This window comes from Providencia sp. JGM181 (assembly GCF_018257375.1).
Lineage (GTDB): Bacteria > Pseudomonadota > Gammaproteobacteria > Enterobacterales > Enterobacteriaceae > Providencia > Providencia lanzhouensis.
This window is the reverse complement of record NZ_JAERJY010000211.1, coordinates 1-3,946: the sequence shown is the minus strand read 5'-3', so window position 1 is coordinate 3,946 and position 3,946 is coordinate 1. Positions and strand designations below refer to the sequence as shown.

Genomic DNA, 3,946 nt, shown 5'->3' with positions numbered 1-3,946 from the left:
ATTCAGTACAATTCAATAATCATGAATGTATGTTCAAAAGACGATGCTATTTATGTAGTCATTTATTTTTAGGGGGAAGACTTAAAATCTATCGACCTCCCCCTTATCTTTGTAGCCTCTCGGTCTAGCAGCTTAAATTAGCTCAGACTGGCTTTCAGATTCAATGAATCGCATTGAGAGATCTAATGCCTGAATGTGTTTCGTCAATGCGCCTACTGAGATGAAATCAATACCTGTCAATGCAAACTCTCTAATCGTTTTATCTGTCACATTTCCTGATACTTCTAAAGCAGCCTTGCCATCCGTGAGAACAACGGCATCTTTCATCATGTCAGTCGTAAAGTTATCAAGCATAATAATATCCGCCTGAGCTTTGAGAGCTTGTAACAGCTCTTCTAGATTTTCGACCTCTACTTCGATAGGGACATCTGGGTGTGCTTGGCGAGCAAGCGAGACAGCTCGGGAAACTGATCCCGCTGAAATAATATGATTTTCTTTAATTAGATAAGCATCAGACAACCCTAATCGGTGGTTATATCCGCCCCCCATGAGTACTGCGTACTTTAATGCGCTCCGCAAACCTGGGATAGTTTTACGGGTATCTAATAATTTAGTTCGAGTCCCTTCAAGAAAAGCGACATACTTTGCTGTCACTGTAGAAACCGAAGATAGCGTTTGCACAAAATTCAATGCAGTTCTTTCTCCAGTGAGTAGAATTTGAGAAGGCCCTCGCATCTCGCATAATACTTGATCTGGTGAAACCTTATCGCCGTCTTGGACCTTCCAATTCACCTTAACTTTATCACCGAGTTGGTAAAAAACTTCTTCTAGCCATTTTTGCCCACAAAAAACACCCTCTTCACGAGTAATGATTCGAGCTGTAGCTTGGGAAGCTTCATTTAATAGCTGCCCTGTAACATCCCTTTTATAATCAACTATCTGACCGAGATCCTCTTTTAGAGCAACATTGACCATAAAAGGAATATCGGTAATCAACCTTGCCATTAACAGTTTGCGTCTTTCTTGTTCATCATAGCGTCGTGTAGTCATTATTTACTCCAAAATATGCACCCGTATGGATCTCAACTATGCTAATATTTCTTAATTACGGGTACTTACAAAAAAGAAAAGAGCATACTATGGATACTGATATGAAAATACATGATGGTTGGCTAAATAATGTGACTCATATCCCTTCCCCGCATCATGATGACCGCCCTGAGAGTGAAGAACCTTCACTTCTCGTCATTCACAATATCAGTCTTCCACCAGGACAGTTTGGTGGCCCTTATATTAACCAGCTTTTTACTGGTACTTTAAATCCAGCAGAACACCCTTTTTTCGATGAAATTAAGCATCTACGTGTTTCAGCCCATTGCCTCATCCGTCGTAATGGCGAAATCATTCAATATGTTCCTTTCAACAAGCGTGCATGGCATGCGGGGCAATCCAATTATCAAGGACGAGAAAAATGTAACGATTTTTCTATTGGCATTGAACTTGAAGGTACGGATTATGAAGCCTTCACCGAAGCTCAATATATAACGTTAGCCAAGCTCACTAAGTTACTGATAGCTGAATTCCCTCAGATCGAACAGAATATTGCAGGCCATAGCGATATTGCACCCCATCGAAAAACTGACCCAGGTCCTTATTTTGATTGGCAGCACTATAAAAATGCACTCTAAGCTTTGCCAATTGATAATTTTACGAATCATCCGCCTATTATCTTAGCTAATGAGGGTAACCACCCCATTAGCCCTCTTTCTGATATGCCTCTATTTATACCTGTCTGACAAACTCATTTTTATTAGAAAAAACATTCTTGATATATTTTTGCGAGAGCGCTCGAAATAAAATGAGACAACTCACCATTTGCAAGATCACTTTACAAAGCCACTCGTAACCTGAATTTTCAATTAGTATTTTCACTAAAAATGTCTTTTATGATGGAACCTCACACTATCAGAGAGGTTTTACTTATGGATCAGAAAGGATTTTCCTTAATCGAAATAATGGTTGTTATCGCAATAATTTCAATACTCAGTGCCGTTGCTATACCAGGCTATCAAAGCTATATGCAAAAAGCAGCCATGGCCGATGTACTACAAACTATCTTGCCTTATAAAAACAGCGTAGAGCTGTGCAGCTTTAACCAAGGCCTTTTAGCCAAATGTAATTCAGGAAAAGAAGATATACCGAGCAATATAAAAGGAAAGTATCTAAAACAGATTGATGCAAAAGCTGGTGTCATTACCTTTGTTGGTGACAAAACCTTAACAGGCCTTACGGGTATATTGACACCTACCAGCTCAACAGCCACATCGCCATTTTCATGGAGTATCAGTTGCCAAGCTGATACTAATGCAGATCTAAAAAAACTTTGTGAAAAAACACTGAGCTTCTAATTAAGGGATTAACATGCGCACATCTAGGGAAAGCCATTATATTTTCAAAGAACTCAAAGTGCTTTGTGACAAAAACTATATTGTGATTATCGATTACAACGAAAAAAGATTATCTATAGCCACGATAGAAAAACCCAATGATAATTTATTATCCACATTACGTTTTATTGCCAGCGTACCTGTTTGTTATGAAATATGGGCTAAAGAAAAAATTGATCATTATTTCAATCGCCATGCTTTAGAAATCAATGAAGATGAAAATGCTTATCCGACTAACACTATTGAACCTATCAACGTGCCATCTCCTGCCGTTGATTTTGTCGATGATTTATTAAAGATGGCGGTAAGAAAGCGAGCATCTGATATTCACCTTGAACCAACCAAGCATAGCCTAAAAATTCGCCTTAGAGTGGATGGGAAACTCTACGTTATTCCTTCACCACCACATGAAATAAGCAATGAGGTTATTGCTCGAATAAAAATATTGTCAAAAATGAATATTGCGGAAAAAAGAATCCCTCAGGATGGGCAAATGAACTGGAGCTTTGAGCGTAAAAACTTTAGCATCCGTCTTTCCAGCATGCCCACACTTCATGGTGAAAAATTAGTTCTGAGATTATTAAATACACAGTTGAAATACTCTCTCGAACAAATTGGAATGTGCCCGACTTTATTACCCCTACTAAAAAGCACATTACAAAAACCGCAAGGATTGATTCTCGTGACAGGCCCCACGGGTAGCGGTAAAACTGTCACACTTTATAGTGCACTGGAATACCTTAATCAAACATCAAGAAATATATCTACCATTGAAGACCCTATTGAGATCCCCCTAGGGGGGATCAATCAAACACAGGTACACGAAAAATATTCACTTACTTTTGCTTTTATTCTTCGTGCGCTCCTTCGACAAGATCCTGACGTGATTATGATTGGTGAAATTAGAGACGAAGAAACAGCTCAAATAGCGGCTCGAGCTGCACAAACAGGTCATCTTGTTCTCTCAACACTCCATACTAATTGTACCGTTAGCGCCATTACACGTATGGAACAACTAGGCGTTGACAGAAACCAGCTTCAATCCTGTTTAAAAATGGTTATCGCTCAGCGATTAGTTAGAAAACTTTGCACATACTGCAAACAAGAAACGGCACGCATTACACCGATAAACTCAATACAGAATATTAGCGAATATCACTCTACAGGATGCGAACACTGTTTTTCAGGATTTATGGGGCGTACCGCAATTTATGAACACCTAGATCAAACACAACTCGACTTTCTATTAAAAGACAATGGTAAATTAACTGATAATTTCAAAAGTCTATTTCAGGCAAGCCTTGAGCGAGTTGAAGCTGGAGAAACAACATTACAAGAAGTTTATTCTGTTATAGGACAAGGAGAGTAAATTAATGTTTGTATATCATTACACTTCACTTGAAAATAATTCGTATGTAACTGATAGCTTAGTAGCAAAAAACAAGCAACAAGCTTTCTTAGAGATAATTAAACGAGGTCAAACGCCAATATCAATAACT

The 3,946-nt window shown here is 38.6% G+C and carries 4 protein-coding genes; 3 read left to right on the top strand and 1 reads right to left on the bottom strand.

The window, feature by feature from the left end:
* Positions 1-132 precede the first annotated feature (132 nt).
* On the bottom strand, positions 133-1,050 hold the full coding sequence (gene nadC / locus JK188_RS16710; protein ID WP_211886280.1) for a carboxylating nicotinate-nucleotide diphosphorylase: 918 nt from the start codon (positions 1,048-1,050) through the stop codon (positions 133-135).
* Between the two features lie 101 nt (positions 1,051-1,151).
* On the opposite strand from nadC, the gene ampD reads away from it, so the two are divergent.
* From ampD to JK188_RS16695, 3 genes are all read left to right on the top strand, one after another.
* A complete protein-coding gene (ampD, locus tag JK188_RS16705; protein ID WP_249215517.1) occupies positions 1,152-1,688 on the top strand; it encodes a 1,6-anhydro-N-acetylmuramyl-L-alanine amidase AmpD in 537 nt (178 codons plus the stop codon).
* A 294-nt stretch (positions 1,689-1,982) separates the two neighbouring features.
* A complete protein-coding gene (ppdD, locus tag JK188_RS16700) occupies positions 1,983-2,408 on the top strand; it encodes a prepilin peptidase-dependent pilin (protein ID WP_211886283.1) in 426 nt (141 codons plus the stop codon).
* 13 nt (positions 2,409-2,421) lie between these two features.
* The gene (locus JK188_RS16695) at positions 2,422-3,816 is read left to right on the top strand and encodes an ATPase, T2SS/T4P/T4SS family (protein WP_211886285.1); all 1,395 of its coding nucleotides are present in this window, start codon (positions 2,422-2,424) and stop codon (positions 3,814-3,816) included.
* Positions 3,817-3,946: the final 130 nt, after the last annotated feature.